General features: G+C 69.9%; 23 protein-coding genes, 1 tRNA gene and 1 pseudogene. 11 read left to right on the forward strand and 14 right to left on the reverse strand.

Translation table 11 applies throughout. The features are described from left to right. The first annotated feature begins 64 nt into the window (after window positions 1-64). Window positions 65-652, forward strand: coding sequence for a lytic polysaccharide monooxygenase (locus tag OG214_RS25435; RefSeq protein WP_363079183.1), 588 nt, complete (start codon window positions 65-67; stop codon window positions 650-652). A gap of 516 nt (window positions 653-1,168) precedes the next feature. Further along, window positions 1,169-1,657, forward strand: a complete 489-nt coding sequence (locus OG214_RS25440; RefSeq protein WP_405986058.1) for a phospholipase — start codon at window positions 1,169-1,171, stop codon at window positions 1,655-1,657. 140 nt (window positions 1,658-1,797) lie between these two features. Here the strand turns inward: OG214_RS25440 and OG214_RS25445 are convergent, their stop codons facing one another. Then, a complete protein-coding gene (locus OG214_RS25445) occupies window positions 1,798-2,793 on the reverse strand; it encodes a polysaccharide deacetylase family protein (RefSeq protein WP_363079185.1) in 996 nt (331 codons plus the stop codon). 198 nt (window positions 2,794-2,991) lie between these two features. Here OG214_RS25445 and OG214_RS25450 point away from each other — a divergent pair, with 198 nt between their 5' ends. Continuing rightward, on the forward strand, window positions 2,992-4,614 hold the full coding sequence (locus OG214_RS25450) for a putative glycoside hydrolase (protein WP_405986059.1): 1,623 nt from the start codon (window positions 2,992-2,994) through the stop codon (window positions 4,612-4,614). A gap of 85 nt (window positions 4,615-4,699) precedes the next feature. Here the strand turns inward: OG214_RS25450 and OG214_RS25455 are convergent, their stop codons facing one another. Next, on the reverse strand, window positions 4,700-6,199 hold the full coding sequence (locus OG214_RS25455) for an aldehyde dehydrogenase family protein (protein ID WP_405986060.1): 1,500 nt from the start codon (window positions 6,197-6,199) through the stop codon (window positions 4,700-4,702). Between the two features lie 421 nt (window positions 6,200-6,620). On the opposite strand from OG214_RS25455, the gene OG214_RS25460 reads away from it, so the two are divergent. The 4 genes from OG214_RS25460 to OG214_RS25475 all read left to right on the forward strand — a co-directional run bounded on the left by OG214_RS25460 (window position 6,621) and on the right by OG214_RS25475 (window position 11,223). Beyond that, window positions 6,621-7,787, forward strand: a complete 1,167-nt coding sequence (locus OG214_RS25460; RefSeq protein ID WP_405986061.1) for an NAD(P)-dependent alcohol dehydrogenase — start codon at window positions 6,621-6,623, stop codon at window positions 7,785-7,787. A 94-nt stretch (window positions 7,788-7,881) separates the two neighbouring features. Continuing rightward, window positions 7,882-8,952, forward strand: coding sequence for an MBL fold metallo-hydrolase (locus tag OG214_RS25465; RefSeq protein WP_405986062.1), 1,071 nt, complete (start codon window positions 7,882-7,884; stop codon window positions 8,950-8,952). Between the two features lie 115 nt (window positions 8,953-9,067). Beyond that, window positions 9,068-9,610, forward strand: coding sequence for a MarR family winged helix-turn-helix transcriptional regulator (locus OG214_RS25470; RefSeq protein ID WP_405986063.1), 543 nt, complete (start codon window positions 9,068-9,070; stop codon window positions 9,608-9,610). Window positions 9,611-9,693: 83 nt separating this feature from the next. Next, window positions 9,694-11,223, forward strand: coding sequence for an LLM class flavin-dependent oxidoreductase (locus OG214_RS25475; RefSeq protein ID WP_405986064.1), 1,530 nt, complete (start codon window positions 9,694-9,696; stop codon window positions 11,221-11,223). A gap of 4 nt (window positions 11,224-11,227) precedes the next feature. On the opposite strand, the gene OG214_RS25480 is transcribed toward OG214_RS25475, so the two are convergent. The 9 genes from OG214_RS25480 to ehuB all read right to left on the reverse strand — a co-directional run bounded on the left by OG214_RS25480 (window position 11,228) and on the right by ehuB (window position 18,421). Continuing rightward, complete coding sequence (locus tag OG214_RS25480) at window positions 11,228-12,355, reverse strand: ABC transporter permease (RefSeq protein WP_363079192.1); 1,128 nt, start codon at window positions 12,353-12,355, stop codon at window positions 11,228-11,230. A 105-nt stretch (window positions 12,356-12,460) separates the two neighbouring features. Continuing rightward, window positions 12,461-13,045: an FMN reductase gene (gene msuE, locus OG214_RS25485; RefSeq protein WP_363079193.1), complete on the reverse strand. Its 585-nt coding sequence runs from the start codon at window positions 13,043-13,045 to the stop codon at window positions 12,461-12,463. Then, complete coding sequence (locus tag OG214_RS25490; RefSeq protein WP_363079194.1) at window positions 13,042-14,112, reverse strand: LLM class flavin-dependent oxidoreductase; 1,071 nt, start codon at window positions 14,110-14,112, stop codon at window positions 13,042-13,044. Before OG214_RS25490 ends, msuE begins: the two co-directional genes overlap by 4 nt. Window positions 14,113-14,321: 209 nt before the next feature. Beyond that, window positions 14,322-14,395: transfer RNA gene (locus tag OG214_RS25495), tRNA-Lys, on the reverse strand. Between the two features lie 106 nt (window positions 14,396-14,501). Continuing rightward, complete coding sequence (locus OG214_RS25500; protein ID WP_363079195.1) at window positions 14,502-15,263, reverse strand: IclR family transcriptional regulator C-terminal domain-containing protein; 762 nt, start codon at window positions 15,261-15,263, stop codon at window positions 14,502-14,504. Window positions 15,264-15,401: 138 nt separating this feature from the next. Continuing rightward, the gene (ehuA, locus tag OG214_RS25505; protein WP_363079196.1) at window positions 15,402-16,193 is read right to left on the reverse strand and encodes an ectoine/hydroxyectoine ABC transporter ATP-binding protein EhuA; all 792 of its coding nucleotides are present in this window, start codon (window positions 16,191-16,193) and stop codon (window positions 15,402-15,404) included. Beyond that, window positions 16,183-16,800 (reverse strand): ectoine/hydroxyectoine ABC transporter permease subunit EhuD, encoded by a 618-nt coding sequence (gene ehuD / locus OG214_RS25510; protein ID WP_363079223.1) that lies wholly within the window; start codon window positions 16,798-16,800, stop codon window positions 16,183-16,185. Before ehuD ends, ehuA begins: the two co-directional genes overlap by 11 nt. Before the next feature lie 32 nt (window positions 16,801-16,832). Further along, window positions 16,833-17,507: an ectoine/hydroxyectoine ABC transporter permease subunit EhuC gene (ehuC, locus tag OG214_RS25515; RefSeq protein WP_363079197.1), complete on the reverse strand. Its 675-nt coding sequence runs from the start codon at window positions 17,505-17,507 to the stop codon at window positions 16,833-16,835. Then, window positions 17,504-18,421, reverse strand: coding sequence for an ectoine/hydroxyectoine ABC transporter substrate-binding protein EhuB (ehuB, locus tag OG214_RS25520; protein ID WP_405986065.1), 918 nt, complete (start codon window positions 18,419-18,421; stop codon window positions 17,504-17,506). Before ehuB ends, ehuC begins: the two co-directional genes overlap by 4 nt. A 73-nt stretch (window positions 18,422-18,494) precedes the next feature. Between ehuB and OG214_RS25525 the strand changes: the two genes are divergently transcribed. Beyond that, a complete protein-coding gene (locus OG214_RS25525; protein WP_363079198.1) occupies window positions 18,495-18,992 on the forward strand; it encodes a DUF3830 family protein in 498 nt (165 codons plus the stop codon). Here OG214_RS25525 and OG214_RS25530 read toward each other — a convergent pair. Next, window positions 18,973-20,496 (reverse strand): amidase, encoded by a 1,524-nt coding sequence (locus OG214_RS25530; RefSeq protein ID WP_363079199.1) that lies wholly within the window; start codon window positions 20,494-20,496, stop codon window positions 18,973-18,975. The two genes, OG214_RS25525 and OG214_RS25530, sit on opposite strands and share 20 nt — an antisense overlap. Then, window positions 20,489-21,439 carry a D-2-hydroxyacid dehydrogenase gene (locus OG214_RS25535; protein ID WP_363079200.1) on the reverse strand — a complete coding sequence of 317 codons (951 nt, stop codon included), beginning with the start codon at window positions 21,437-21,439 and terminating at the stop codon, window positions 20,489-20,491. Before OG214_RS25535 ends, OG214_RS25530 begins: the two co-directional genes overlap by 8 nt. A gap of 188 nt (window positions 21,440-21,627) precedes the next feature. Here OG214_RS25535 and OG214_RS25540 point away from each other — a divergent pair. The 3 genes and pseudogenes from OG214_RS25540 to OG214_RS25550 form a co-directional block, all read left to right on the forward strand. Beyond that, window positions 21,628-22,350, forward strand: a pseudogene (locus OG214_RS25540) (decarboxylase); the annotation flags it as partial. 484 nt (window positions 22,351-22,834) lie between these two features. After that, a complete protein-coding gene (locus OG214_RS25545; RefSeq protein ID WP_363079201.1) occupies window positions 22,835-23,554 on the forward strand; it encodes a decarboxylase in 720 nt (239 codons plus the stop codon). 152 nt (window positions 23,555-23,706) lie between these two features. Beyond that, the gene (locus OG214_RS25550) at window positions 23,707-24,795 is read left to right on the forward strand and encodes an LLM class flavin-dependent oxidoreductase (RefSeq protein ID WP_363079202.1); all 1,089 of its coding nucleotides are present in this window, start codon (window positions 23,707-23,709) and stop codon (window positions 24,793-24,795) included. A gap of 57 nt (window positions 24,796-24,852) precedes the next feature. Here the strand turns inward: OG214_RS25550 and OG214_RS25555 are convergent, their stop codons facing one another. Then, window positions 24,853-26,802: a putative bifunctional diguanylate cyclase/phosphodiesterase gene (locus OG214_RS25555; RefSeq protein WP_405986066.1), complete on the reverse strand. Its 1,950-nt coding sequence runs from the start codon at window positions 26,800-26,802 to the stop codon at window positions 24,853-24,855. Between the last annotated feature and the right edge of the window lie 167 nt (window positions 26,803-26,969).

Below are 26,969 nucleotides of genomic sequence, written 5' to 3' on the forward strand. Positions count from 1 at the left end.
TCTGTTCTCACCTGCACGCGTGCAGTACGGCTCACCGAACTCCCCACGTTCTCTGGAGCGAAGCATGCGAAAGAAGATAGGCGCGGCCGTCGTTGGCCTCGCCGTGGCGGGCGTGTCCCTGCTCGCCACCAGCAGCGCAAGTAGCCACGGCTACACCGACTCACCCATCAGCCGTCAGAAGCTGTGTGCCAACGGCACGGTTTCCAACTGCGGCAACATCCAGTGGGAGCCGCAGAGTGTCGAGGGGCCCAAGGGCTTCCCGGCCGGCGGTCCCGCCGACGGCAAGCTCTGCTCGGGCGGCCTCGGCCAGTTCGCGCAGCTCGACGACCCGCGTGGCGGCGCCTGGCCGACCACCAAGGTCTCGGGTGGCCAGAGCTATAACTTCCGCTGGCAGTTCACCGCCCGGCACGCCACGACCGACTTCAAGTACTACATCACCAAGAACGGATGGAACTCGTCCCAGCCGCTCACGCGCGCGGCCCTGGACACCCAGCCGTTCCTGACGGTGCCGTACAACAACCAGCAGCCGCCCGCGACGCTCTCGCACTCGGGCAACCTGCCGTCGAGGTCGGGCCGTCATGTGATCCTGGCGGTGTGGACCATCGCCGACACGTCGAACGCGTTCTACTCCTGCTCCGACGTCCAGTTCTGACGTCCGTCTCCTGACGCCCGGTCAGCGGCCGGTGGTCAGTGGTCAGTAGTCAGCGGCGGGATCAGCCGTAAGAGACAGTAAGTACCTCGGGGGGCGCGGCACCGTCCGGTCCGCCGCCGCGCGGTCCGCGCTTCCCGAGGCACGCGTGCCGGCGCTCCGTCACTCCGGCGCGCGCCCGCCTGCCTCCCGACGCGCCCCCGGCATGCCCCCCCCGGCATGCCCCCCCCGGCATTGCGCCCCGGCACGCGCATCGCGCCCTGGCACGCGCCCCGGCGCGAGGGGCGGCGCGAGAGGCGGCCGGGAATCGGGCAACTGGGGGCGGAACCGTCAACTGGAAGCGTTCAGAGGCCAGTTCGACGTGAAAAGGGTTTGCCTTCGCCGGGATTTGGGGGACCATTCCTGCGGCGGTCATCGCGCGTAGACCCGTGCGACAGCCGTGCCCTTCACGCTTACGGCGCTCCATGCCAACCGGCGCAGGGAGCGTTCCCCCCATATCCGTCCGGAGGTTGTTCCGTCATGCGCAGACGTCTGGCTCTTCCGCTCGCCTCGGCCGTACTCGCCCTCACCGCTTCCCTGTTCACGGCCACCTCGGCCAGTGCCGCGCCGGCGGACAAGCCCCAGGTCCTCAGCAGCTGGACCCAGGAGTCCGCGAACAGCTACAACTCCTTCACCGCGGCCCGGGGCAACCAGGGCGCCTGGTCCTCCTACGGCTTCGACTGGTCCACGGACTACTGCTCGTCCTCGCCGGACAACCCCTTCGGCTTCCCCTTCCAGAACGCCTGTGTGCGCCATGACTTCGGCTACCGCAACTACAAGGCGGCCGGCACCTTCAGCGCGAACAAGGCGCGGATCGACTCCGCCTTCTACGCGGACCTCAAGCGCGTGTGCGCGAAGTACTCGGGCGCGACGAAGGCGTCCTGCGACGCCCTGGCGTGGACGTACTACCACGCGGTCGACATCTTCGGTGTGAGCCCCATGGTGGACGGCTCGCGGTCGGTGGTCTGAGACCTGGGCGCGGGACCGGAGCACGTACGACGGCAGGGCCCCTCGCTTCCACGAGGGGCCCTGCCCTGTCCGCGCGCCGCCGGTGACCCGCCCCACCCGGGACCTGCGGCGGTCGGTACGTCAGTGCCCGTCTCCGGTTTCTAGTACGGCAGGGCCCGCTTCGCGAAGGCCGGTGCCAGCTTGTCCTGCGAGGCGGTCGGGAAGGCGATCGTGTTCGGGTTCCCGTCCGAGACGTACCAGCTCTTTCCGGCGGCGATCTTGTCCAGCCAGCGCGACGAACCGAACTCGGCGTCCGCGTCCTTGGGTCCCGCCGAGCGGATCCGCGGGATCCCGGCCGGTGTGAAGGCCTTGTCGTACGGCGAGACCGAGGGGTTGGCCCCCACGAGATACACCCCGTCGTAGCGGTAGCCCGTTCCCTTCGCGGCGACCCCGGCCTCCTGGGGCATGGCGCCGAAGGGCAGGGCGAGTGAGGTGACCCGGGTCCCGGGCGCGGCCGTCACGATCGCCTGCTGTCCGGCGGAGATGGCCTTCGTGGCACCCGCCTGGTCCAGGGAGCGCAGGTTCTGGTGGCGGTCGGTGTGATTGCCGACCTCGTGCCCGTGCTCCTTCAGCCAGGTCAGCGCCCTGGCCGAACCGGTCGCCGAGAAGGCGTCCGCGTTGACGAAGAAGGTCGCCGCCGGCTTGAACCCGGGGTACTTCTTCGCCGTCTCGGCCATGATCGCGATGGCCGTGTCCCGCGCCGGGGTGCCGTTCTGGTCGAGGCGCACCTGGCTGTTGGTCGAGTCGTCGAACGTGAGGACCACCGGGTGCATTCCGGCCGGGATGTCGATACGGCCCGTCTGGAAGTCCCGCGCGGTGACCGGGACATACTCCTCCCGGGCGAGGCGCTCCAGCTCGGCCCGGAAATCGGCCGGGGTGCGGTCGTAGACGCTGGCCGGTTTCTCGGTGAGCTGGTGATACATCAGCACCGGCACCTGGCCGAGCTCGTCGGCGCCGACCTCCGCCGGGTTCACGGCGGCGGGGCTGGCCGCCGCCGGCGCGGCCTCTTCCCCGGCCGATGACGACCCCGAGGAACAGCCCGAGGCGAGCAGGGCGGCGCCCGCCAGGGCGCAGAGCGGGACGAGCGGGTGGCGCATGAGGGACCTCCAAGGCGAATGTGTCGCGCCATCCCTACCGGCGGCGAGTGCCCCCGTACCGCACTGTCGCCTGGATGGCGCAGTCACCACGCCGGGGCCCAATGCGGCCGTTCGTGTGAAATCCGATCAGAACAGGAGGAACGGCACGCTGTATGGCAATCAATGGAGGAACCACCCGGCCACGGCACGAAGGACGTCATGATGGCCCCGAGACACATATCGCACTCCCCCTACTCCTACGGTCCCCGCCGCAGCCCCGCACGCCGGCGCGCCCTCATAGCGACGGCCGGGGCGCTCGCCCTGGCCGGAGTGGGCTGGACCTTCCTCACGTCGGGACCGGGCGTGCACGGACTCTCCGACGGCTCCGTCCTCGACGGGCGCAAGGCCGCACAGGTCACCGCCTACCTCGACACCGAGGCGGCGGGCGGTCGCGACAATGTGCGTGCCACCCTCGACGGCGCGGCGATCCCCGTCACCGCCGCGGGCCCCCGTCTGAAACTCGCACTCCCCCGTCTGACCGAGGGCCGGCACACCCTGGTGGTGGAGGGCGACAGCAGTATCCCCTTCGCCTCGTACCGGGAAGTCGTGGGCTTCACGGTGGACACCACCGCTCCCGCGCTCAAGGTGGTCGACCCCGAGGTCAAGAACGCCGGCCCCGTGACCATCGCCGGCAAGGCCGGCACCGACGCCAAGGTGAGCGTCGACGGCAAGGTGGTGAGCGTCGACAAGTCCGGGGCCTTCACGATCACGGTGCCCAGGGGCACATCCGTGGTGAAGGTCACCGCCGTGGACCGCGCCGGGAACACCACCACCAAGGCCGTGTCCACCCGGGGGCGCCGCCCCATGATCCGGGCCGCGCACATCACCGCGATCGGCTGGGGCAACGACACCCTGCGCGGCAACATCCTGGCCCTGGTCCGCAGCGGCAAGCTCAACGCCGTGCAACTGGACGTCAAGGACGAGGACGGCGAGGTCGGGTACGCCTCCCAGGTGCCGCTGGCCCGTCAGATAGGCGCGTCCAAGGGCTACTACGACGCCCGTAAGGCGGTGGCCGAGATCCACGCAGCCGGGGCCCAGGTCATCGGCCGTATCGTCGCCTTCCGCGACCCCAAGCTCGCCACGGCGGCCTGGAAGGCCGGCAAGAAGGACCAGGTCGTGCTGACTCCCGCCGGAGAGCCCTACGCGGGCGGCGGCCACTACGGAAAGCTGGCCTTCACCAACTTCGCCGACCGCACGGTCCGCAAGTACAACCAGGACCTCGCGGTCGAGGCGGCCTCGCTCGGCTTCGACGACATCCTCTACGACTATGTGCGCCGCCCCGACGGCGCGCTGTCGAAGATGCGGTTCCCGGGCATCGGATCCGCCACTCCCGAGCAGTCCATCACCTCGTTCGTCGCGGACACCCGGACGGCGATGGGCTCGCACCCCGCCTACCTCGGCGTCTCGGTCTTCGGCATAGCCGCCACCCGGCCCACCGAGATCGCCCAGGACATAGCGGCCCTGGTCAAGGTCAGCGACTACATCGCGCCGATGGTCTACCCGTCCCACTGGGGGCCCGGGGAGTACGGCGTCGCCAACCCCGACACCGCCCCGTACGCGATCGTGCAGCGCTCGCTCGCCGACTTCGCCCGCCAGGCGAAGGGCACCCAGACCGAGATCGTCCCGTGGCTCCAGGACTTCTCGATGGGCAGCACCTACGGGCCGGCCCAGGTGGCCGAACAGATCAAGGCCGCGGCGGCCAACAAGATGAACTCCTTCATCCTCTGGAACGCCGGTGCCCGCTACCAGGGCGCGGCACTCCAGCAGATCGTCGCACGCTGACGCGGCCGGCGAGACCTGTCGCGAAAGGCCGGCGAAAGGGCGGCGAAAACGCGGCGAAGGGGCGTTCCCGGAATCCGGGAACGCCCTATGCCGTGACCTCTTCGCCGGTGCGCCGCCGGGACTCTGAGCGGGGGGCGGGGTGGACGAAGTGCTTGATCTCCTGGAACTCCTCCAGGGCGCGTTCGCCGTTGAGCCGTCCGACGCCGCTCTGCTTGAAGCCGCCCTCCTCCATCTGGTCGACGATGACGGCCCAGGTGTTGGTCCACACCGTCCCCGCGTCGAGTTCGCGGCCGACCCGCAGCGGCCGGTCCACGTCGCGGGTCCAGATACCGGCCGCGAGGCCGAACTCGGTGGCGTTGGCCCGGCCGATCGCGTCGGCTTCGTCGTCGAAGACCTCGAAGGTGGCGACCGGGCCGAAGACCTCCCGCTGGACGATGGGCCGGTCCACCTCCTCGACCTCCACCAGACTCGGCCGGACGAAGGCGCCGGCGGCCAGCGGGCCGTCGGTGATCCGGCCGCCCCTGACGAGGACCTCGGCGTACTCGGCCGCGTCCGCGACCGCTCTCTCCACCCGGTCCGCGTTGGCCTGGTCGATCAGCGGCCCCATCTCGCTGTCGGGATCGCTGCCGGGACCGACCCGCACCGCTTCCAGCGCGGCGGAGAGCCGGGTGCGCAGCTCGTCGGCGACTCCCCGCTGGACCAGGATCCGGCTGCCGGTCATGCAGAACTGGCCGGTGAAGGTGGTGATCGCCTTGGTGAGTACCGGAACGGCGGCGTCGAGATCGGCGTCGTCGAAGACGATCATCGGGGTCTTTCCGCCCAGCTCCAGGGACATCCCTTTCAGCGAGGCGGAGGCATCGGCCATGATGGCGCGCCCGACACGCGTACTGCCGGTGTAGCTGATGACGTCCACACCGGGGTCGGCGACGATCAGCCGGGCTCCCGCGCTGCCGGACTCGGTGAAGGCGTTGAAGACGCCCCGGGGCAGCGACGGGGCGCCGCCGATGATGTCGAACAGCAGGCTGTTGGTGAGCGCGGTCTGGCCCGGCAGTTTCAGCGCGACCGTCGCCCCCGCGGCCAGGGCCGGGGCGAAGGACCGCACGGAGAGAATGACCGGTGAGTTCCACGGCGCGATCACTCCGGCGACGCCGACGGGCTGGCGCAGGGTCATCGAGTACAGACCGGGTTTGACCTCGGACGCCCGGCCGGACTCGGTCAGGGCCAGCGCACCGTAGTAGCGGATCTTGGAGATCGTCAGACCGACCTCCAGGGCGGCCTCGGAGGGGATCTTGCCGTTCTCCCGGGAGAGCAGGGCGATCAGCTCGTCCTGCCGTGCGGCCATGCGGTCGGCCATCTCGAAGAGGGTCCGGGCGCGCAGATCGCGGTCGCGGGACCAGTCGCCGGTTCCGAAGGCCCGGCGGGCGGCGTCGATGGCGGCCCGCGCCTCGTCCGCGCCGCCGTCGGCGAAGGTGCCCAGCACCTCGCCGGTGGCGGGATCGAGCGATTCGCCGATGGTGCCGGAGTCGGTCCAGACGCCGTCGATGAGGTTGCGGACATGGACCGTGCCGGTGGTGGTGGAGGACATGAGGGTTATCTCCTGGGAATCCGGAACATCTGGAGCCGGCGGGCCCTGCGGGCCGTCGTCGGCATCGCTCATTGCCGGGGTCAGTGAAACATAAATACAGTTCGTTCTGCAACGAACTTTAATGTGACTGGCGTCGCCGCGGGGCTGGGCATTCTTGGCGCGGCGACCGTGGCGCAAGGTCTTCGACCGCATCGCTTGACCCGCGACCCAAGGCGTGCTTATCTTCGTTGCAGAACGAACTATATGGGGTCCCTTGCCACCGCGCACCGGCCGCATACGGGGGTCTCTCGCCGACACGCGCCGGCCGCCCGCTGTTCGTTCCGTTCCGTTCCACGCCGCCACGGGCGGCTGATGAGATCACCGCCGCCGGCGGGCCACGAAGCCCAGCAGCGGGAGGTGAGTCCGGTTTGGAGAATTGATCATGGTGGCAGCAGAGGGCACCGCGTCCCCGAGCACACAGAGCGGCCCCGGTCCGGCGTCCATCGCCGTCAGGGCCGCGGTGGTCCGGGAGAAGGGCGGCCCGTTCGTCTTCGAGGACCTCGTCCTCGACACCCGGCTGCGACCCGACGAGGTGCTCGTCAAGGTGGTCGCGGCGGGCGTCTGCCAGACCGATATCCACGTCCGCGACCAGCACCTTCCCACTCCGCTGCCCGCGGTCCTGGGCCATGAGGGCGCGGGGATCGTCGAGCGGGTCGGCGACGGGGTCACCACCGTGGCCCCCGGTGACCGGGTGGTCATGTCGTACCAGGCGTGCGGCCACTGCACACCCTGTCTGAACGGCGACCCCGCCTACTGCGCCCGCTCCTTCCCGCTGAACTTCGGCGGCTCCCGCCCGGACGGCTCCAACGCGCTCAGCGGCACCGGGGGCGAGGAGATCCACGGCCACTTCTTCGGCCAGTCCTCCTTCGCCACCCACTCCCTTGCCACCGAACGCAATGTGGTCAAGGTGGCGGACGACGTGCCGCTGGAACTGCTCGCGCCGCTGGGCTGCGGCCTGCAGACCGGCGCGGGCGCGGTACTCAACTCGCTCAAGGTCCCGGCCGGGGCGTCCGTCGTGGTCATCGGCACCGGAACCGTGGGTCTCGCCGCCGTCATGGCGGCCGCGGTCGCCGGCGCGAGCCCGGTCATCGCGGTCGACATCGTCCCCGAACGCCTCACGCTCGCCCGGGAACTGGGCGCGACCCACACGGTCGACGGCAGGGAGGAGGACGTAGCCGGACGGATCGCGGAGATCACCGGCGGCGGCGCGGACTACGTCCTGGAGATCACCGCGCGGCCCGAGATGCTCACCCTCGCCGTCGACGCGCTCGCCCCGCTGGGCACCGCCGCCCTGATCGGCGGAGCCCCGGCCGGAGCCCACGCGTCGGTGAACATGAACGCGCTCCTGGGAGGGCGGACCGTGCGCGGCATCGCGCAGGGCGACTCCATCCCCCAACTGTTCATCCCCCGGCTCATTGAGCTGTACAAGGCCGGGCGGTTCCCCTTCGACCGCCTCGTCACCCTCCGCGGCTTCGACGAGATCAACGAAGCCGTCACCGACACGCGGACCGGGGCTGTGATCAAGCCCGTGCTCCGCATCGGGGAGTAGCGGCACACTCCCGCGCCATCCCCGGCTCCCGGGAGGGCGGCCTCACCAGTGCCGTACCTCCTCACCCTTACCCACCCACAGAGGACATCGCGTCATGAACGACCAGCAGAAGCCCGGCACCCCCACCGACCGACACCAGCTCGGCGCGGCCGGCATGCCCCTCAACACCCTCACCGACTACCGCCCCATACCGGCCGACGGTTACGGCGCCCTCTTCCTGCCCGACCGGATCGCCAAGGGCTACCACGTCGAGGAGATCAACGACGGCGCCTACTACGTCACCTCCGGCGCGTACGACACCATGTTCGTGCGCACCGGCAACGGTGTCGTCGTGGTGGACGCGCCCCCGCTGCTGGGCGAGAACCTGAACCGGGCCATCGCCGAGGTCACCGACGAGCCCGTCACCCATCTCATCTACAGCCACTGGCACTCCGACCACATCGGCGCCGCGGGGATCTTCGCCGCCGCCAAGCCCAAGGTCATCGCGCACGACTACACCCGCGAGATGATCCAGCGCTGGCCCGACCTCGGCGGCGAGCGGGGTCTGCCCGTGCCCACCGACACGATCACCGAGAGCGAGACCCTCGACGTCAACGGCGTCCGGTTCGACCTCGACTACCACGGCGTCAACCACACCCCGGGCAATATCTTCATCTACGCCCCGCGGCAGAAGGCGCTCGCGGCGATCGACATCATCAGCCCCGGATGGAGCGCCTTCAAGCACTGCGACGCCTCCGAGAACATCCGCGGCTGGGCCGAGGCCCACGACTGGATCCTCCGGTACGACTTCAAGGGCGTCGTCTCCGGCCATGTCAACCGCTACGGCACCCCCGAGGACGCCAAGGCGTCCCGCGACTACACCAACGACATCGTCGAATTCTCCAAGGAGGCCCTCGGCAACGGCCATGAGCTGGAGTACATCGAGCGCATCGGCTTCAGCAACGCCTGGGTGCTGTGGGAGAACTACTTCAACGAGATGACGAACTACGTCACCAAGAAGACGCTGGAGAAGGTCACCGACAACGGCCAGACATGGGCCCAGCGCCTCGCCGGGGCCGACGTCATGACCAAGTACCACGCGTACTCGGTCCTGGAGGCCCTGCGCCTGGAGTACGGCATGGTCTCCGGCTTCGAGGAACTGATCCTTCCCAAGCCCCGCGCCTGACGATCCGCGGCGGTGCGTACGGAGTCGGGCCCGGCAGAGTGTCTTCTGCCGGGCCCGACCGCGCTCAGGAAGTCCCGGATATAATTCGTTGTGAAACTAACTTTTCGGAGGGGTTATGAGCCTGAGGAACGGAAACGGGACGCAGGACGCCGAGGCCACGGCGCCCGGCGTCCGCGCGGACACGCGCAAGGGGGCCTCACCGTCCCGCGCGCTCAGCCGTAACGAGCGGGCGGCCTGGCTGGGCCTCCTCTCCACCCATCTGAAGCTGCTGCGCACCCTCGACGGCGAACTTGTGGCGGCCGAACGCATCCCGATGTCCTCCTTCGAGGTCCTGCTCACCCTCGCCGAGGCCCCCGAGGGCCGTCTGCGGATGAAGGACATCGCCGCCTCCCTGCTGATCAGCCGCAGCGGACTCACCCGTATCGTCGACGACCTCGAACGCCAGGGCTTCGTCGAACGGCGCAAGTGCCCCACCGACGCCCGCGGCTTCGACGCCGTCCTCACCGCCGCCGGCACCAAGGCGTACCGCCGTGCCCGCAAGGTCCATCTCACCAACCTCAGGCGTGAGTTCCTCGACAAACTCACCGAGGAACAGCTCACGGCGCTCAACGACATCTGGCGCACCGTCGGTTTCGACGGCTCCGCCAACGCCTGCTGACGGGCCCTGACGGACCCTGACGGGCCCACCCTCCCGGCCGTCCCACACGGCCGTCCGCTCACGGAAAGCCCTACATCATCCTCATGACCGACTACGGACACGACCTGCGGTTCGGCGCCTTCCTGACGCCGACGGCCGAGGGCCACGACGACCTGATACGGCTGGCCACCCTCGCGGACCGGATCGGGTTGGACCTGATCGGGATCCAGGACCATCCCTATCAGCCCGCGTTCCTCGACACCTGGACCCTGCTGTCGCACCTGGCCGCCCGGACCGAACGCGTCACGCTCTTCCCTCATGTCGCGAACCTGCCCCTGCGGCCCCCGGCGGTCCTTGCCCGCTCGGCGGCCACCCTGGACATCCTCAGCGGCGGCCGTGCCGAACTCGGCATCGGGGCGGGCGCCTTCTGGGACGCGATCGCCGCCCTCGGCGGCCCCCGCCGCACACCGGGTGGGGCCGTCGACGCACTGGCGGAAGCCATCACCGTCATCCGGTCGCTGTGGACCCCCGGTCCGGCCGCCGATGTCCCGGGCACCTACTACTCCCTCGACGGCGCCCGCCCCGGTCCCTCTCCCGCCCACCCCATGGGCATCTGGATCGGCTCGTACAAGAAACGCATGCTGGAACTGACCGGCCGGGCGGGCGACGGCTGGCTGCCCTCGTCGATGTACGCGCCCCCGGACGAGCTCGCGGACATGAGCCGCACCATCGATGACGCCGCCCGCGCCGCCGGTCGGGACCCCGCCGCCGTGCGGCGGATCTACACCGTCACCGGACGCTTCTCACGCCTCGCCTCGGACGGCTTCCTCAGCGGACCTCCCGGGCTCTGGGCCCGCCAGCTCACCGAACTCGCCCTCACCCACGGGATGAGCGGCTTCGTCCTCGCCGTGTCCGGCCCGGACGCCGAGCGCGAGCTGCGGACCTTCGCCGAAGAAGTGGCCCCACTGGTCCGCGACGCCGTGAGCGCCGCCCGCGGCGGCAAGTCCCCCGTACGTACGGAGGGCGGGGCCACGGCGGACGGGAACGTCCCCGCCGTGCCGGAGACCTCCGGGCATATCGACCTCTGGTCCGCCGACCCCCTGGGCGAGGCGACCCGGCCGCACACCCCCAAGCCGCCGTCGGCCGTGGCCCGTCCCGGCGGCACGGGCAGCCGTCTCATAGGCATCCACGCCCATCTGCGCCAGGAGATGCGGCAGATCATCGACGCCGTCTCCCAGGTCGCGGCCGGGCGGCAGGACGCCGCCACGGCCCGCTCGATGATCAACAGCCTGACCCTGCGTCAGAACTACTGGACCCTCGGCTCCTTCTGCACCGCCTACAGCCGCACCCTCACCACGCACCACACCATCGAGGACCAGTTCATGTTCCCCGAGCTGCGCGAGAAGCAGGAGTCGCTGGGCCCCGTGGTGGAGCGGCTGGAGCATGAGCACGAGGTCATCGCCGAGGCCCTGGCCCGCCTCGACGCCGCCCTGGTCACCCTCGTCCAGGACGACAGCCACATGGGTGAGGTCCAGGACCTCACCCAGTTGCTGGAACGAATCCTCATCTCCCACCTCACCTATGAGGAAGAGGAACTGGTGGAACCGCTGGACCGGCTGCGCATCAACGTCTGAGCACTCAACGTCTGAGCACTCCGCCGGCCACCCCGTGAGAAGGCCCCCGGCCACGGCCGGACCTCTGTGCGGGCACCGGCCGGCGGACCCGGCCGCCGCTCTGTTCGAGGAGCAGCAGTCCGCCGACGGCGGCCACCGCCCACCCGGTCAGGATCGCCACACCGCTGATCACCCCGTCGCCGTGGAAGTACGCGAGGCCGTTGACGGCCCGTACGCCCACGCCGACCGGCAGCACGGCGGAGAACGGCTCCAGCCATCCCGGAAGGAACTCGGCGGGCAGACTGCCACCACTGGTCGCGTTGCCCACCGTCATGAACACCACCGCGGCGGTGCTGGATCCCAGCACACCGAGCCCCCTGACCAGCAGCATCGTGGACGAGGCCACCGCCAGCGCCACCAGCGCCACCAGACCGGCGACCGCGGCGAAGGGCGCGGGCAGGGCATCGAACGCGGTGACCATCCCGGCCACCGTCAGCCCGCCGACACCGCTGAACGCCAGGAGCCCGGCCATCCGCCGCGCCATCCCCACACCCCGCCCGAGCTGGTACGTCATGATCCCGAACAGATAGCCCGCGAGCACCAGCCCGAAGGTGGTGTAGAAGACCACCAGCCCCCGGGTGTCCCGCGGCGACGGCGGAACGACGTCGACGGTCTCCAGCGCCTGTCCGTCCGCCTCGGCGAGCGGGCCGAAGGAGCGCGTCAGCAGCGTGGTGACCGAGGGGCCGTGCGCCCCCGCGTACAGCAGCGTCGCGCCCCCGCCCCCGGCGCCTGCGGGAATGTACGCGGCGAAGACCTCACCGTGCTGGACGGCCGACCGCGCCGCCGGCGCGTCCCGCACGGCCCGCACCCGGAAGGTGTCGGACGGCCGCTCGGGCAGCCGCTCCTGAACCGCCGCCGCGTCCGCGGCCCCGCCCACGACGGCCACGGGCAGACCGTGCGCCACCGGGGCGTGGAAGGCGGAGAGATAGACACCGATGAAGACGGCGCCGATCGCCACGGCGACGCCCACCGGCAGCAGTACCGGCCACGCGGCAGCTCTCACCCGGCGCGCGAGACCGTCCTCATGGCGGAGCGCCACAGCGGCGGAGTGACCCTCCTCAGTACGAGGGGAGCCGGGCGGTATCTCGGACATGATCTGCGTTCCTCCACTGTTCGGGCCATGGAACACACCCTTCATATAGTTCGTTGTGCAACGAACTGTATGAAGGGTGTGCCGTCGAGTCAAACGGGGGTGGGGTCAGACGGGGAGAGTGTGCGATCTGACGGCCGCCAGGGCTCTGGCGATGGGCACCACATCCGCCACGGCCATCTCGATCCGTTCGTACACCTCGGGGTTGAGGACGGTCGTGCCGTCGAAGTCGCCGGAGCTGAGATAGATCCCGGCGGGCGCGGTCCACGCCTGGAGGAAGCCGAACAGCGGGCGCATGGCGTGCTCGATCACCAGGGCGTGGCGGTCGCTGCCGCCGGTCGCGGCCAGCAGTACGGGCTTCGCGGCGAGCCCGTACTGGTCGACCAGGTCGAAGAAGTGCTTGAACAGCCCGGTGTAGGAGCCCCGGAAGACCGGAGTCGCGGCGATGACGAGGTCGGCGCCCTCGACGGCGCGCAGCGCCTCCTCGACGTCGGCGCCGACCTGCTCGCGTTCGGCCGCGCCGGTGAACGCCGGGCCCAGCGTGTGCAGTTCGATCAGCCGGGTCTCGGCCGGGGTGTGCGCGGCCAGCGTCCGGAGCACCAGCTCCACCAGCGCCGTCGTTCTGGACGGGGTGCGGACACTGCCCACCACGGCGACGACGCGCAGCGGCTCGGTACGGGGTGCGGAGGTCATGAGGCCATCTCCGTCCGGGACGGACGCGACGAGGCGATCTCCTTGCGGACGACGGGCGCGACCTCGGCCCCGAGCAGTTCGATGGCCTTCAGCGCCTCCTTCTGGGGCACATTGCCGAAGCCGAGCTGGATCATCATCCGGTCGTGGCGGAAGAGTTCGTACTGCGCCATGATCTTGTCGATGACCTCCTGGGGGCTGCCGAGGAAGAAGGCGCCCGCCGTCGTCGCCTGGGCCTCGTAGGCGAGCTTCGGCATGGGGACGCCCCGGCCGCGCTGGTGGTGGTTGGCCATCCACCCCGCCTGGAAGTAGGGGTGCGAGACCTCGATGGCCTCGCGATGGGTGGGGGCGACGAATCCCGGCGAGTTGACCGACACCTTGAGCGACGCGGGGTCGTGCCCGGCCTCGGCGGCGGCCGAGCGGTACAGCTCGACGAAGGGCGCGAACTGCCGGTAGCCGCCGCCGATGATCGCCAGCGACAGTGGCAGGCCCAGCCGCCCGGCACGGACGGCCGAAGCGGGTGTACCGCCCACCGCCACCCACACCGGCAGCTCACGATCGGGCCTCGGGGTGATGTCACCGTTCACCAGCGCCGGCCGCAGCGACCCCCGCCAGGTGACCGGGTTCTCCTCGCGCAGCCTGAGCAGAAGCTCCAGCTTCTGCGCGAACAGCTCCGCGTAGTCGTTCAGGTCATAGCCGAAGACCGGGAAGGACTCGATGTACGAGCCGCGGCCCGCGATGATCTCCGCACGCCCTCCGGAGAGCAGATCAAGGGTGGCGAACTGCTGGAACACCCGCACCGGGTCGTCCGAGCTGAGCACGGTGACCGCGCTGGACAAGGCGATCGAGCGGGTGTTCTCCGCCATCGCGGCCAGTACGACCGAGGGGGAGGACACCACGAAGTCCGTACGGTGGTGCTCGCCGACCGCGAAGACGTCGAGTCCTGCCTCGTCGGCCGCCTTCGCCTGCTCCACCAGCTCCCGCAGCCGCACCCCAGGGGCGGGCGGCTGCCCGGTGAACGGGTCGGGTGTCAGCTCACCGAAATGGTAAATGCCCAGTTCAAAAGCCATGATGGGGATCACTCCACGGTCGTATCGTTAGTTGCGCAACGAACAACCTGGTGGGTGTACGGCATATTCCGGACGCGACAGCCGGACGCGACGGCCGGGTGCGAGCGGTCCGGGAGGGGGGGCGGGCCGATTCGGGCGGCGGGAGCCCAGAAACGCGAAAGGGCGTTCTCGGAAACCGAGAACGCCCAGGTCAGCGACATGATCGCGAGTGCGCCGCCAGGGACTCGAACCCCGGACCCGCTGATTAAGAGTCAGCTGCTCTAACCAACTGAGCTAGCGGCGCCTGCTGACTCGAAAATAATACCCGGTGCTCCGGAGTGCTCAGGACCACGGCACAGGGCGGAGGCCGCCGTCAGTGACGGGGTCCGTGCCGGGGGAGGTGACAGGTCCTAGATCGTCAGTGACAGTGCCATCGGCGCCGCTCTTCGGTTCAGCGTCTCCGCCGCCGAGCGCAGCCGGTGCGCGTACTCGACCGGGAGCGAGAGCGCCAGACAGCCCACCGTGGAGCCGGCCGTCAGGGGGACCGCGGCGCAGACCGTCCCGACCGCGTACTCCTGGAGGTCGAGGACGGGAACCGTCGGCGGCTGGCTGTCCAGGCGGGAGAACAGCAGACGCTCGCTGGTGATCGTCCGGGAGGTGAAACGGGCGATCTTGTGGCGGGCCAGATGTTCCCGGCGCCCGTTCCGGTCGAGCTGGGTCAGCAGGCACTTGCCGATCGCGCTGGCATGGGCCGTGGAGCGGAAGTCGACCCACTCGTTGACCGCGGGCGTCAGCGGCCCGTCGGCGACCTGGGTCACCTTGATCTCGCCGTCGATGTACCGGCTGAGATAGACGGCCGCGCCGACGGAGTCGCGCAGTTCGTCGAGGGACTCCTGGAGCCTGGCCTCCAGGGCCTGCCGCCGGGTGGGGCCGGAACCGAGCTGGACCAGCGAGTCACCGATCACATAGGCGCCGTCCGCGACCCGCTCCACATATCCCTCGCGCCGCAGCATCGAGAGCAGGGGCGCGAGATGTCCGTTCGGCAGGCCGCTCTCCCGGGCGATCTGGACCTCGGTCACCCCGGCGTCGCCGTACTTGGACACCGCCTCCAGAACGCGCAGGACATACCGCACCGAGTGAAACGGCACGGTCGGCTCCGGCATCAACGCCACGGTTCCGCCCCTCTCAAGTCCTGTCAGGCCACGACCGTAAGCTCACGCGTTTTCCACCGCACCACGATAGCCGCGAAGAGCCTTGTACGGGCCGCCTGTTGACCACAAGAAACACAGCGGAAGTCAGCACGGCGGAGGTCATAGGACGGCGCCGAGGAACTCGCGCGTCCGTTCGTGCTCCGGCGCCGAGAAGATTCGCTCCGGAGGTCCGGACTCGATGACCGCGCCGGAATCGAACATAAGGACCTCGTCGGAGATGTCCCGGGCGAAGTTCATCTCGTGGGTCACACAGAGCATCGTGATGTCCGTGGTGTGGGCGATGTCCCGCAGCACATCCAGCACGCCGGCGACCAGTTCCGGGTCGAGCGCCGAGGTCACCTCGTCCAGCAGCAGTATCCGCGGTCGCATCGCGAGCGCGCGGGCGATCGCCACACGCTGCTGCTGGCCGCCCGAGAGCTGGGCCGGCTTCGCCTCGCAGCGGTCGCCGAGACCCACCAGATCGAGCAGCTCACGGCCGCGCTCCCGTGCCTCGTCCCGGCTCAGACCCAGCACCCTGACCGGTGCCTCGGTCACATTGCGCAGCACATTCATATGGGGGAAGAGATTGAACTGCTGGAAGACCATGCCGATGCTCTTCCGCACTTCGCGGACATGGTCGCGGTCGGCGGGAAAGAGCTTGTCGCCATTGACGGTGATGGTGCCCTCGTCCGGCCGCACCAGGGTCATCAGCAGCCGCAGAATCGTGGTCTTCCCCGAGCCGGACGGGCCGATCAGGGTGACATGCTTTCCGGGCCGTACGGAGAAACAGAGATCGTCGAGGACGGTGTTCCCGCCGAATCTCTTGGTGACCTTGTCGAAACGGATCAGTTCGGCGGCGGTGCCGGGGGAGGTGTCAGGGGTTTCGAGGATATCGGGACTGTCAGCGGACAAGACGACGCTCCAGGGCTCGCATCAGCAGGGAAGCCGGATAGGCGATGAGAATGAAGGCGACACCGACCACGGTCAGCGGCTCGGTGTACTGGAAGGTGGACGCGCTCTCCAGCCGGGACTGCTGGAGCATCTCCAGCACACTGATCCCGGCGAGCAGCGGTGTGTCCTTCAGCATCGAGATGACGTAATTCCCCAGCGCCGGCACGATCCTGCGGATGGCCTGCGGCAGGATCACCGTCGTCCAGGTCCGGCCGACGGGCAGACTGAGCGCCGTGGCCGCCTCCCACTGGCCGGCCGGCACCGCGTCGATACCGGCCCGGTAGACCTGCGCCGTGTACGTCGAGTAGTGCAGTCCGATCGCTATGGTCCCGGTGGTCAGACCGGAGAACCGCACGCCCCACTCGGGCAGGACGAAGAAGAAGAAAAAGAGCTGCACCAGCAGTGGAGTGTTCCGGATGAATTCGGTGACGACATGAACCGGCCACCGTACGAGACGTGTCTCCGCCCGGAATCCGATCGCCCAGACCAGTCCGAGGGTGAACGAGAGGAGCGAACCGAGGACCAGCACCTGAAGGGTGAGCAGCAGGCCGTCCAAGAAACGAGGCATGAAGTCCGCGACCGCGGACCAGTCCCAGCCGTTCACCGGGCACCTCCCGGTGTGGTGATGATGCCTATTCCGGCCTTGGTCTTCCGTTCCAGTGCCCGCATTCCACGGGTGAGGACAAAGGCGAGCACGAAATAGATCACCAGCGTCACCGAGTAGATCTGGGCGCTCTCCTGGGTGGCCAGCCGCACCAGATAGGCGGCGAACGACACATCGGCCACACCGAGCAGGGAGACCAGCGCGGTGCCCTTCAGCAGCTCGACGAGCAGATTGGAGAACGGCGGGATCATCTCCGGCACCGCCTGCGGCAGCATGATCAGCCGCATCCGCTGCCAGGGCGTGAAGTTCAGCGCGATACCCGCCTCACGCTGCGCCGGAGCCACCGAGTTGAGCGCGCCGCGCACGACCTCGGCGCCGTACGCCCCGTACGAGAGCCCCAGCGCCAGCACCGCCGCCCACATCGGGACGAGCGCCCAGCCGAACAGGCCCGGCATCACGAAGAAGAGCCAGAACATCAGCACCAGCGCCGAGGTGCCGCGGAAGATCTCGGTGTAGCAGCCCGCGAGAAAGCGGACCGGGCGCGCGCGGTGGGTGCGGGCCGTCCCCACGGTGAAGGCGACGACGGTGGCCAGCGCGGCGCTGTACAGGGTGAGTTGAACGGTGACCCAGATGCCGGGAAGCACCCACTGTGTCCAGAGGCCGGCTGTCATGCGCACAGCTCCTCTGCCGTCAGCGTGGTCATCTCCGCCTCGGTGAAGCCGAACGGCCGGAGAATACGGAACAGTTCGCCGCTCTTCCGCATGCGGTGGATCTGGGAGTTGACGGCGTCACGGAGACCGGTGTCGGTGGGCCGGAAGGCGAAACCGCCGCCGTCGATCTTCTTCTTCCCGTCCACGACCGGGGCGAACGGTTCGGTCGTCTCGGCCTTGCGGCTCTTTCGCACCACGCTCCGGCCGGTGAGCGCGGTCCCCGCGAAGACATCGACCCGGCCGGACTCGACCGCGTTCAGCCCGGCCACGGGATCCTGGAGAATGATGATCTCCTTCTCCGGCACCCCGGCGGATATCGCGTAATCGATCTCCGCGTAGCCGGTGCCCGTGGCGATCGTCGCCTTGGTCCTCACCACATCCTGGTACGAACGCAGCCCCTTGGGGTTGCCCTTGCGGACGATGAACGAGTCGAGCATCTGGTATTCGGGGTCGGCGAAGATGACCTGGGCGCACCGCTCCTTGTTGATGTACATCCCGGCCGAGACCACATCGAACTGCTGTGAGTTCAGTCCGGGAATCAGCGAGGAGAAATCGGTGGCCACCGGCTGTACGTCCGCGACCCCGAGACGCTTGAAGATCACCTTGGCGAGTTCCACCGCCTCACCCGTGAAGTCGCCCTGTTCGTCGATGAATCCGTACGGTGCCTCACCGGCGATTCCGAGCCGTACCGTGCGCTGCGACTTCAGCCGGGCGAGGGTGTCGCCGGAGGGAATCCGGCCACATCCGGTGGCGCCGAGCGCCCCGGCCGCGCCGAGTACCGCCGTACCCAGCAACAGGGAACGGCGTCCTATGGGTGACCGTTCCGTCGCTCTTTCCTTGGTGTGTTCCGCTGTGTACTCCGGTGGTGGTGCCATGGCGGCGCGGCTACCCGGGTCCACTCGGATCATGCGTCCTTGACTCGGTGGATCAGACGAGGACCATGGGGACATGACCGACCGATTTGTGACTGTGTCGCTGGACAAGCGCGGGGTCGAATGCACCGCGAAACTCCTGGATGACCGGGCTCCGGTCACCTGCGCCGCGGTATGGGAGGCACTGCCGCTGGGCTCGGACGTCTATCACGCCAAATACGCCCGCAATGAGATCTACGCGCTGTTTCCGGCCTTCGCCGCCGAGGAGCCGCCACTGGAGAATCCGACGGTCACCCCCATCCCGGGTGATCTCTGCTATTTCACGTTCTCCGAGACGGAGCTGGGCACTTCGTCCTACGGCTATGAGGAGAAGGCCGTGCGCGGACGCCGTACGGTCGTCGATCTGGCCCTCTTCTACGAGCGCAACAATCTGCTGATCAACGGGGACATGGGATGGATCCCCGGCATCGTCTGGGGTTCGGTGGTCGACGGCCTCGACCGGATGGCCGAGGCCTGCCAGGACCTCTGGCGCGCGGGCGCCATCGGCGAGACGCTCAGCTTCCGCCGGGCCTGAGAGCCGTCCCGGCCGGACCGGACCGGTCTGCGCCCGGTGCCGCGACGCGCGCCGCGCCCGACTCGTACAGCGCGTGTGCCGCGCGCATGACCAGCGCGTCGTGGTGCCGGGCGGCGACGATCTGCACCCCGATCGGCAGCCCGTCCCCGTCCACCCCGCACGGCACGCTCGCGGCGGGCTGCTGGGTCAGATTGAACGGGTAGGTGAAGGGTGTCCACCCCGTCCAGCGGCGCAGCCCCGAGCGCGCCGGGGTCTCCGCCCCCGCCTCGAACGCGGTGATCGGCAGCGTCGGTGTGACCAGCAGGTCGTACGACTCGTGGAACCGTCCCAGCCGCCGTCCCAGCTCCATCCGCGCGTCCACCGCCGCCAGATAGTCCAGCGCGCTGTAGCGCTCGCCGGCCGCGCAGATCTCGCGCAGACCCGGATCGAGAAGCCGGCGCTGCTCCTCGTTGAGCGGCTGCGCCAGCCGGGCCGCGCCGCTGAACCACAAGGTGTGGAAGGCCTCAACCGGGTCGGTGATGTCCGGGTCGGCCTCCTCGATGTACGCGCCCAGCTCGGCGAGCCGGCCCACCGCGCGCCGTACGGCGGCGGCCACCGCGGGCTGTACGGCGACCTGGCCGCCGAACGAGGGGGAGTACGCGATCCGCAGCCCGTGCACACCGTCGGCCAGCGAGTCGCCCAGGGGCGGGGCGGGGGCGAGCTGCGACCAGTCCCGGGGGTCCGCGCCGCTGATCACATCGAGCAGCAGCGCGGCGTCCGCGGCGTCCCGGGTCATCGGCCCGGCGTGCGCGAGCGTGCCGAACGGGCTGGACGGATAGAGCGGCACGCGCCCGTACGTCGGCTTGAGCCCGAAGATCCCGCAGAAGGAGGCCGGGATACGGATCGAGCCCCCGCCGTCCGTACCGATCGACAGCGGGGCCGCGCCCAGCGCCACCGCCGCCGCGCTGCCTCCGCTGGATCCGCCCGCCGTACGGGAGTGGTCGTACGGATTGCGGGTCACGCCGGACAGCGGCGAGTCCGTGACGCCCTTCCAGCCGAACTCCGGCGTGGTCGTCTTGCCGACGAGCACCGCGCCGTGTTCCCGCATCCGCGCCACGGCGGGTGCGTCCTCGTCCCAGTGGCCCTCCGGCCGTACGGTCCTCGAACCCCGCAGGGTCGGGCCGCCGCGCTGGAGGAAGATGTCCTTCACCGAGACCGGCACACCGTCGAGCAGCCCCCGTGGCTCCTTCTCACGCCATCGCCCCGCCGACTCCTCCGCCTGGGCGAGCGCCGACTCGGCGTCCACCCGGACGAAGGCGTTGACCAGCGGCTGGACCGCCTCGATCCGCTCCAGCACCGCGCGGGTCGCCTCGACGGGCGAGAAGTCGCCCTGCTCGTAGCCGGCCAGGAGCTGCCGCGCGGTGAGACCGGCGAGGCCGGAGAGGCCCGACGGGCCGCCCGTGAGCGATGGGTCGGAGGGGACGTGCGGGGCGTGCGACTGGGTCCGGTGCGTGTGATCAGTCATGCATGGGGACGTACCCACGTTTCTTGTCCACCACGTTCGGGAGCGGCTTTCCGGCGGCCCAAAGTTCATACAATTCCACGAACTGTGCACCCAACCGGTCACGCCAGCCGACCGTGTCACCGCTCATGTGCGGGGAGACGATCAGGCCCGGTACGTCCCACAGCGGGCTCCCGGGGTCCAGCGGCTCGTGCTCGAAGACATCGAGCGCAGCGCCCGCGATCCAGCGCTTGGACACCGCGGCGATCAGATCGCTCTCGATGACGAGCTGTCCCCGCCCCACATTGATGAAGTGCGCGGAGGGCTGCATCAGCCCGAAGAGACGCGCGTCGAACATCCCGCGGGTCGCGTCCGTCAGCGGCGCCGCGCTGATCACCCAGTCGGCCCGGGTCACCAGCCGTTCGAGCTGCTCGGGGCCGTGCACCCCGGGGCGTGCCGTACGGCCCGTGACCGCCACCGTCACCCCCAGTGTCCGCAGCGTATGGGCCACGGCCCGGCCGATCGGGCCCGCGCCGATCACGACGGCCCTGCTGTCGGCGACCCGGAGCGCCTCGCGATGGCGCCAGCGGCGCTGACGCTGGAGCTCCAGCGTTCCGGGAAGGTCCTTCGCCATGGCGAGCACCAGTCCCGCGACATATTCGGCGATGGGTTCCTCGAAAATGCCCCGGGCATTGGTCACGACCGTGTCGGAATCGATCAGCTCGGGGCAGAGCAGCCGGTCGACACCGGCGCTCGCGGTATGCACCCAGCGGGGCCGCGGGCCTTTTCCCGGCCATGCGTTCCGCACCGCGTCGGACGTGAAGTCCCACACCAGCAGAACATCGGCGAGCGGGAGTTGGGCCGCGAGGCCGCTTTCGTCCGCGTGGCGGATACGCGCCTTGCCGGTGAGCCGGCCGAGACGCGGCGGAGGATCCGTCTCCAGAACGAGGAGGGTGGGTGCTGGCATGGTAAGAAGCCCTTCTGCCGGAACCGGTCGGGCGAATCCGCGGACGGATCTGTGGGCGGTCCGCGGGCGGGTCTGATGGTGCGAATGATTTCCACCGGGGAAAATCCGTGCAACGTCTGAGATGGGCGGATTGACCACGCTTGCACCTGGCTCTTACCGTCGTCAATAACAGGCTAAGGGGGCCCGTCTTGCAAGTCTCCTTTCTGGGTGGACCACAACCGCAGCGTGGAGTGGGTGTGGTCGCCCCTTTCGATTTCGCTCTTGATCGCGAATTGTGGCGCTGGGTGCCCGACGACATCTCGCTGCGTGTGACCAGGACGCCGTATGTCCCCGTCGAGGTCTCCCTCGATCTGGCCAGGCTGGTCAGCGAGCACGAGACGCTCGGCGAGGCCGTACGGGCACTCGGCGCGTCCGAGCCCGAGGTCATCGCGTACGCCTGCACGTCGGGCAGTTTCGTCGGCGGACCGGTGGGCGAGCGCGCCATGGTCGAGGCGATGACCCGGGCGGGAGAGGTGCCCTCGCTCACCACGACGGGGGCCCTGGTCGAGGCGCTGGAGGAACTGGGTGCCAGCAGGATCGCGCTGGTCACGCCCTATACGGAGTCGGTCACCCAGGCGCTGGAGGACTATCTGGCGGAAGTGGGGGTAACGGTGACTGGGCGCGCCTTTCTGGGGCTGACACGGCACATTTGGAAGGTGCCGTACCGCTCGGTCGTGGACATGGCGCGTGAGGCCGTCGTCGGGTCGGCGGACGCGCTCTTCATCAGCTGCACGAATCTGCCGACGTACGACGCGATTCCGCAGCTGGAGGCGGAGCTGCGGATGCCGGTGCTGTCCGCCAACCAGGTGACGATGTGGGCGGCGCTGCGCAGGCTTGGGGCGCACGCGGTCGGTCCGTACCAGGGGCTGCTGCTCGACCGCCACGGGACGGGCGAGGCGCACGGCGTACGCGATGTGGACGTAAGGGACGCGCGCGAGACGTACGAGCCGGGTACGAGTGAGGCACGGGAGGTGTCGGAGATGCGGGGAGCGCGGGAGGCCCAGGAGGCGCGGGACGTCGCCGCGGTCCTGCCGGCACCGCCGCTGCCGTCCCCCCAGGCGCCCTCGGCGCTGCCCTCCGCGCCACCGGTGCCCTCGGTCTCCGCGGGTCCGCCCGCGGCTCCGATCGCGCCCATACCCTCGGTACAGGCCCTGCCGCCGGTGGTGCCGATGGGGCCGGTCGCACCGATCGGACCGATGGGCCCGGTCGGGCCGATGGGGCCGGTACCGTCCGCGTCACCCGTACCACCCGTGTCATCCGTATCACCCGCATCATCGATGGAGCCGCTGCCCGAATCGTCCCCCGAGCCCCTTCCGGAGCCGCTGCCTGATGAGTGATGAGTAAGGAAGGCTGGACATGACCACCGTCGGATTCCTCTACCCCGGACACTCCGCCGAGGACGACTATCCACGCATGGAGGCGCTGTTCGGCATCGACATCCGGCTGGCCGTCGTCCACACCGACATCGGTGAGGACGCCCACCGGGTCGACGCGCTGATCGAGATGGGCTCGGCGGACCGGCTCGCCGAGGGAGTGGCGGAGCTTCGGCTGGCGGGCGCCCAGTCCGTGATCTGGGCCTGTACGAGCGGGAGCTTCGTGTACGGGTGGGAGGGCGCCCACGAACAGACCCGTACCCTCGCCAGGGCCGCCGGGCTGCCCGCGTCGAGCACCTCGTTCGCCTTCGCCCACGCCGTACGGGAGCTGGGCGTGGAGCGGGTCGCCGTCGCGGCCACCTACCCCGAGGACGTCACCGCCTACTTCACCGCCTTCCTCAAGTCCGCCGGGACCGAAGTGGTCGCGGACCGGGCCAGCGGGATCATCACGGCGGCCGAGGTCGGCACCTGGGGACGGGACCAGGTGCTGGAGCTGGCCCGCGCGGGCGACCATCCGGACGCACAGGCCGTCCTGCTCCCGGACACGGCGCTGCACACGGCGGCGTATCTGCCCGAACTGGAGGAGGCGCTCGGCAAGCCGGTCCTGACCGCGAACCAGGTGTCGGTCTGGGAAGGGCTGCGGCTGGCGCAGCGCAGGGTGTGGGCACCGAAGCTCGGCACGCTGTTCGCGAGCCGGGACTAGGTCCCGGACAGGACCTGGCGGAAACCGGGCCGGGACCAGCGGGAACCGGGCCGGGACCAGCGGGCAGGAATAACCGGAGAGCCCCTCCCGTTGCACTCCTTCTGTATGTGAGCTGTATGTGAGCCGCACTTCCGCGCAGAAGGGTCAGACCGGTGGACGACCACGACACGAGCCGAGGCACGACGGACGCGATTCGGGGTACGGCACAGGGCACGGCCCCTGTGCCCCTCTCCGTACTGGACCTGGTCACGGTGGGCAAGGGCTCCACCGCCGCCGCGTCGCTCCGTACGAGCGTCGCGCTGGCACGGCTCGCCGAGAGCAGGGGCTACCACCGGCACTGGGTCGCCGAGCACCACTCCATGCCCGGCGTCGCGTCCTCGTCGCCCGCGGTGATCCTCGCCCATCTCGCCGCCCACACCGAGCGCATCCGGCTCGGCTCCGGCGGTGTGATGCTGCCCAACCACGCGCCGCTGGTGATCGCCGAGCAGTTCGGCACGCTGGAGGCGCTCGCCCCCGGGCGGGTCGACATGGGCCTCGGGCGCGCGCCGGGCACCGACGGGGCGACGGCGGCGGCGCTGCGCCGCTCCGACGGGCTGCACGAGGGCGCCGACGACTTTCCGCAGCAGCTCTCCGAGCTGACCCGGTTCCTGGACGACGACTTCCCCGACGGCCACCCGTACTCCCGTATCCACGCCGTCCCCGGCCCGGTCCAGGGCCCCGCCGCCCGTCCGCCGATCTGGCTGCTCGGCTCGTCCGGCTTCAGCGCGCGGCTGGCCGGTGTGCTGGGGCTGCCCTTCGCCTTCGCCCATCACTTCTCGGCGCAGAACACGATCCCGGCGCTCGATCTCTACCGTGAGAGCTTCCGCCCCTCCGCGGTGCTGGACGCCCCGTACGCCCTGATCGGTGTCGCGGCCCTGGCCAGTGACGACGAACGCGAGGCCCGCCGCCAGGTCCTCACCGGCGCCCTCTCGATGGTCCGGCTGCGCACCGGCCGTCCGGGGCTCGTGCCGACGCCAGAGGAGGCCGAGGCTTATCAGTTCAGCTCTCTGGAGCAGGAGTTCGTGAACACCTGGCTCACCAATATCGTCCACGGCACGCCGGACGCGGTACGGGACGGTCTCGACGACCTCCAGAAGCGCACCGGCGCCGACGAGTTGATGATCACCGCCAACGCCCATGGCGGCGAGGCGCGGCTGCGCAGCTACGAACTGATCGCGGACGCGTACGGCCTGCCCGTCTGACCGGCGGCCGGGGGCCCGACCCGTCCGGCGGGACCGGAGGACCCGAACTCCGGGCCGTCAGGTCTTCGGCGCCCCGGCCGCGATCATCTCCGCGATCCGTTCCGGTGCCACCGGGCGGGAGAAGAGCCAGCCCTGGCCCGTGTCACAGCCGATGCGCTGGAGGCGGGCCGCCTGGCCCGAGGTCTCCACGCACTCCGCCGTCACGGTCAGCCCCAGCCGGTGGGCGAGCTGGACCAGCGCCTCGACGATCGTCTCGTCGGCCGGGTTGGGATGGACGCCCTCGTCGTACCGGAAACCGCGGACGAACGAGCCGTCCAGTTTGAGCACCGAGACCGGCAGTCTGCTCAGATACGCGAGATTCGAGTAGCCGGTCCCGAAGTCGTCGATGGCGATCCGTACGCCCATGTCGCTCAGCGCCTGGAGCGCCTGGAGGGGCCGGCCGGCCGAGCCCATCACCGCGGACTCCGTCAGCTCCAGTTGCAGCAGATGCGGCGCGAGTCCGGTCTCCGCGAGGATCTCGGCCACGTCCGCGACCAGATCGGAGTCCCAGACCTGGCGTACGGCGACATTGACGCTGACGAAGAGCGGCCGGGCGTACGGATGGTCGATCTGCCACTGTCTGGCCTGACGGCAGGACGTACGCAGCACCCACCGGCCGAGCTGCACGATCGAGCCGTCCTCCTCGGCGATTCCGATGAACCGATTCGGCGTGAGTGTCCCGAATTGCGGGTGATTCCAGCGCACCAGCGCCTCCACCCCCCGCACCACGCCGTCGGCCATCCCGACCAGCGGCTGGTACTGGAGCACGAACTCCTCGCGCTCGACCGCCGGACGCAGCCGTGAGGTGAGCGCCTGCCGGGTCATCCGGTGGGCGTTGCGCTCCGGGTCGAAGAGGGTCCAGCGGGCCTTTCCGTCGGCCTTCGCCCAGTACAGCGTGGTGTCGGCGGCCTGCATCAGACCGGTCGGGGTGGTGCCCTCCGCGGTGCGTTCCACGACCCCGATCGAGGCCGAGACCGAGAGCCGCTGTCCGGCCAGGTCGAAGGGGCGCTGGAGCGCGGTGAGTACGGAGCGGGCGAGATCGGCGAGCTGTTCCGTGCCGATGGAGTCCTCGACGAGGATCGCGAACTCGTCGCCGCCGAGCCGGGCGACCAGATGGCCGCCGCTGCGGGTGTATCCGTCCTGGTCGGCGCATTCGGTGAGACGGGTGGCGACGGCGGCGAGCAGCCGGTCGCCGGTGCGGTGGCCCAGGGTGTCGTTGACGGCCTTGAAGCCGTCGAGATCGAGGTAGCACAGACCGATCCGCCCTGTTCTGCCATCGCCTCGCGCGTCGCCGTACGGGCCCCGGGCATAGGCCCCGGCGTCATACGTCCCGCCGCCGTAGGTGGCCGGCGCCGAGGTCTCCAGCGCGGAGGTGAGCCGTTCGAAGAACAGGGTGCGGTTGGGCAGCCGGGTCACCGGGTCGTGCATCTGGAGATGGCGCAGCCGTGCCTGGAGCTCGCGCCGGTCGCTGATGTCCGCGATCGACAGCAGCGCGGTGCTGCTCTCGGGTACGGGAGCGACGGTGACCTCGGCCCAGAGCGTCCGTCCGTCGGCGTGCTTGAGACGGCGGGTGCAGCGGAAGTGGGCACGGCGGCTGTCCAGCACCGCGCGATAGGCGCGCCAGGTACGGCCGTCCGAGGCGAGATCGACGAGATCGGCGGCGGACTGGTCGAAGAGCGCGGCGGGCCGGGTGCCGAGGAGGGCGGCGAGCGCGTCGTTGGCGCTGATGACGGTGCCCTCGTCATCGAGGACGGCCATGGCGAGCTGGGCGGTGTGGAACGCGGCGCGGTAGTCGCGTTCGCCGACGGCGGTGTCGAAAGCTCTGCTGATGGGATGACGCTCCGTGATCGAATCCTTGGCCGGTTCACGGGCCGCCTCGCCGGTGGGGGGCCTGTCGCCGCCGTGCGCGGCGACCGCCGCACGGCGCTGCCCGTGCGGTCCTTGCGGCCCTTCGGAGGTTCCGCTCACGGCGCGCTCCCGCGGTGCAGTCGTGTCGTACAGAGTCGTACCGAGTGGTCGGGACGGCCGGCCAGGGAAAGTGTGCCGATCATAGAGGGAGGCCGGGCGGCCGTTCCAGCTCCGGTGGACGGAACGGCAGCGGCACGGGGCGGCGGCCGGCCCTCGGGCGATCGTTT

It is taken from the genome of Streptomyces sp. NBC_00872, from assembly GCF_045161915.1.
Taxonomy (GTDB): domain Bacteria; phylum Actinomycetota; class Actinomycetes; order Streptomycetales; family Streptomycetaceae; genus Streptomyces.

Excerpts from the sequence above, each read along its gene's own strand:
- OG214_RS25435 (WP_363079183.1), top strand. The coding sequence starts at position 65 with ATGCGAAAGAAGATAGGCGCGGCCGTCGTTGGCCTCGCCGTGGCGGGC.
- OG214_RS25440 (WP_405986058.1), top strand. The coding sequence starts at position 1,169 with ATGCGCAGACGTCTGGCTCTTCCGCTCGCCTCGGCCGTACTCGCCCTC.
- OG214_RS25445 (WP_363079185.1), bottom strand. The coding sequence starts at position 2,793 with ATGCGCCACCCGCTCGTCCCGCTCTGCGCCCTGGCGGGCGCCGCCCTG.
- OG214_RS25450 (WP_405986059.1), top strand. The coding sequence starts at position 2,992 with ATGATGGCCCCGAGACACATATCGCACTCCCCCTACTCCTACGGTCCC.
- OG214_RS25455 (WP_405986060.1), bottom strand. The coding sequence starts at position 6,199 with ATGTCCTCCACCACCACCGGCACGGTCCATGTCCGCAACCTCATCGAC.
- OG214_RS25460 (WP_405986061.1), top strand. The coding sequence starts at position 6,621 with ATGGTGGCAGCAGAGGGCACCGCGTCCCCGAGCACACAGAGCGGCCCC.
- OG214_RS25465 (WP_405986062.1), top strand. The coding sequence starts at position 7,882 with ATGAACGACCAGCAGAAGCCCGGCACCCCCACCGACCGACACCAGCTC.
- OG214_RS25470 (WP_405986063.1), top strand. The coding sequence starts at position 9,068 with ATGAGCCTGAGGAACGGAAACGGGACGCAGGACGCCGAGGCCACGGCG.
- OG214_RS25475 (WP_405986064.1), top strand. The coding sequence starts at position 9,694 with ATGACCGACTACGGACACGACCTGCGGTTCGGCGCCTTCCTGACGCCG.
- OG214_RS25480 (WP_363079192.1), bottom strand. The coding sequence starts at position 12,355 with ATGTCCGAGATACCGCCCGGCTCCCCTCGTACTGAGGAGGGTCACTCC.
- msuE (WP_363079193.1), bottom strand. The coding sequence starts at position 13,045 with ATGACCTCCGCACCCCGTACCGAGCCGCTGCGCGTCGTCGCCGTGGTG.
- OG214_RS25490 (WP_363079194.1), bottom strand. The coding sequence starts at position 14,112 with ATGGCTTTTGAACTGGGCATTTACCATTTCGGTGAGCTGACACCCGAC.
- ehuD (WP_363079223.1), bottom strand. The coding sequence starts at position 16,800 with ATGCCTCGTTTCTTGGACGGCCTGCTGCTCACCCTTCAGGTGCTGGTC.
- ehuC (WP_363079197.1), bottom strand. The coding sequence starts at position 17,507 with ATGACAGCCGGCCTCTGGACACAGTGGGTGCTTCCCGGCATCTGGGTC.
- ehuB (WP_405986065.1), bottom strand. The coding sequence starts at position 18,421 with ATGGCACCACCACCGGAGTACACAGCGGAACACACCAAGGAAAGAGCG.
- OG214_RS25525 (WP_363079198.1), top strand. The coding sequence starts at position 18,495 with ATGACCGACCGATTTGTGACTGTGTCGCTGGACAAGCGCGGGGTCGAA.
- OG214_RS25530 (WP_363079199.1), bottom strand. The coding sequence starts at position 20,496 with ATGACTGATCACACGCACCGGACCCAGTCGCACGCCCCGCACGTCCCC.
- OG214_RS25535 (WP_363079200.1), bottom strand. The coding sequence starts at position 21,439 with ATGCCAGCACCCACCCTCCTCGTTCTGGAGACGGATCCTCCGCCGCGT.
- OG214_RS25545 (WP_363079201.1), top strand. The coding sequence starts at position 22,835 with ATGACCACCGTCGGATTCCTCTACCCCGGACACTCCGCCGAGGACGAC.